General features: G+C 70.4%; 2 protein-coding genes. Both read left to right on the top strand.

Going from position 1 to position 2672, the window contains the following annotated elements; genetic code table 11:
• The first annotated feature begins 89 nt into the window (after positions 1-89).
• Positions 90-1292 (top strand): argininosuccinate synthase, encoded by a 1203-nt coding sequence (locus ACY45C_RS07365; RefSeq protein WP_462186884.1) that lies wholly within the window; start codon positions 90-92, stop codon positions 1290-1292.
• 62 nt (positions 1293-1354) lie between these two features.
• The coding region (argH, locus tag ACY45C_RS07360; RefSeq protein WP_462186898.1) for an argininosuccinate lyase at positions 1355-2672 on the top strand (1318 nt) is incomplete at its 3' end.

Raw genomic sequence — 2672 nt, 5'->3', positions numbered from 1 at the left:
GTCCCCTTATCAGCTTTTTTAACCAGTTTGGCATGATTTCCAATAATTCAACATTATTCGATATAAATCAACATAAGGAGATAAGCACTGTGACCGAACGCGTCGTGCTTGCCTACTCGGGCGGCCTCGACACGTCCATGGCCATCGGTTGGATCGGCGCCGAGACCGGCGCCGACGTCGTCGCGCTGGCGGTCGACGTCGGCCAGGGCGGCGAGGACCTCGAGGCCATCCGGCAGCGCGCCCTCACCTGTGGCGCCGTCGAGTCGATCGTCGTCGACGCCCGCGAGGAGTTCGCCGAGTCCTTCGTCGCTCCGGCGATCAAGAGCAATGCGCTCTACATGGACCGGTATCCGTTGATCTCGTCGCTGTCGCGACCTGTCATCGTCAGGCATCTGGTCGCCGCGGCCCGCGAGCACGGGGCGGACGCCATCGCGCACGGCTGCACCGGCAAGGGCAACGACCAGGTGCGCTTCGAGGTCGGGGTGGCGGCGCTCGCCCCCGGGCTGAGCGTGCTCGCCCCGGTGCGCGATTCGGGGATGACCCGGGACAAGGCGATCGCCTTCGCGGAGGAACGCGGCCTGCCGATCGACGTGTCGAAGAAATCGCCGTATTCCATCGACCAGAACCTGTGGGGCCGCACCGCCGAGTGCGGCGTCCTCGAGGACCCGTGGGCCCAGCCGCCGGAGGACGTCTTCGTCTACTCCGCGGACCCCACCGTCGCGCGGACCCCCGACGAGGTGACCATCTCGTTCACTGACGGTGTCCCGGTGGGGCTGGATGGGCGCTCCCTCCCGCTCGCCGATCTCGTCGCCGAGCTCAACGTCCGGGCGGGCGCCCACGGCGTGGGCCGGATCGACCTGATCGAGGACCGGCTCGTCGGCATCAAGAGCCGGGAGATCTACGAGTGCCCGGCGGCGATCACGCTGCTGACGGCCCACCGGGACCTCGAGGACCTCACGCTCGAGCGGGATGTCGCCCGGTTCAAACGGGGCATCGACCAGCGGTGGGGTGAGATCGTCTACGACGGTCTGTGGTACTCGCCGCTGAAGAGCGCGTTGGACGCCTTCGTCGACTCCGCCAGCGCCGGAGTGTCCGGGGAGGTGCGGATCCGGCTGGTGGGTGGCGTCGCCCAGGTCGTCGGCCGGCGCAGCCCGGCCAGTCTGTACGACCACGCACTGGCCACCTACGACGCCGGCGACCAGTTCGACCAGCGCGACGCTCGCGGGTTCATCGAGCTCTGGGGCTTGCCGACGAAGGTCTGGGCGGCGCGTGAGCAGCGGCTGAACCCGTGACCGCGACGCACCCGTCCGGCGGGAACGACACGACGCACGGGGCGCCCGGGGACGGGGCGCCGATGCGGCTGTGGGGCGGGCGCTTCGCCGGCGGCCCGGCGGAGGCGCTCGCCCGGCTGTCGATAAGCGTCCAGTTCGACTGGCGGCTGGCGCCCTACGACCTGCTCGCGTCGAAGTCGCACGCCCGGCTCCTGCACCGGGCCGGGTTGCTCGACGTCGACGAGCTCGCGGCGATGCTCGCCGCCCTGGACGAGCTCTCCGACGCGGTCACCCAGGGCCGGTTCCGCCCGACCGTCGAGGACGAGGATGTCCACACCGCCCTCGAACGCGGTCTGCTCGAACGGCTCGGAACGCTGGGCGGAAAGCTGCGGGCCGGCCGGAGCCGCAACGATCAGGTCGCCACCGACCTGCGGCTCTACCTGCGGGACTCGGCCCGCGAGGTGGCCGCGCGGCTGACCGAGTTGTCCCATGCGCTGGTCGTGCTTGCCGAGCAGCACGTCGATACCCCGGCCCCCGGGATGACCCACCTGCAGCACGCCCAGCCGATCTCCTTCGGTCATCAGCTGCTGGCACACGTGCAGGCGTTCGTCCGGGACATCGACCGGTTGCGCGACTGGGACGCCCGGGCGTCGGTGAGCGCCTTGGGGGCCGGGGCACTGGCCGGTTCCTCGCTGCCGCTCGACCCGCAGGGGGCGGCCGCGGAGCTGGGGTTCGACCGGGCGTTCGCCAACTCCCTCGACGCGGTCTCCGACCGGGACTTCGCCGCCGAGTTCCTGTTCGTGGCGGCCCTGATCGGAGTGCACCTGTCGCGGCTCGGCGAGGAGATCGTGCTCTGGACGACGAGGGAGTTCGGCTGGGTCGAACTGGACGACGCCTTCGCGACCGGTAGCTCGATCATGCCGCAGAAGAAGAACCCGGACGTCGCGGAGCTGGCCCGGGGGAAGTCCGGCCGGCTCATCGGGGATCTGACCGGCTTCCTGGCCACTCTCAAGGGACTGCCGCTCGCCTACGACCGCGATCTGCAGGAGGACAAGGAGCCGGTCTTCGACGCGGTCGACACCCTGCTGCTGGTGCTGCCCGCGCTGACCGGCACGGTTGCGACCATGCGGGTCCGTCGCGAGCGGCTCGTCGCCGCGGCGCCCGACGGCTTCGCGCTGGCCACGGATGTCGCCGAGTACCTGGTGCGCCGAGGGGTGCCGTTCCGTCAGGCGCACGAGGCGGTCGGCCAGTTCGTGTCGTGGTGCGTGGCCCACGACGTCGATCTCGACGAGGTGCCGGACGACGATCTCGGCGTGATCAACCCGCTGCTCACCCCGGACGTGCGCGAGGTGCTGTCGGTGCGGGGATCGCTGGAGGCCCGCTCGGCCCCCGGCGGGACCG

Source organism: Frankia sp. CcWB2 (assembly GCF_977927585.1).
This window is presented reverse-complemented; position numbering and strand designations above follow the sequence as displayed.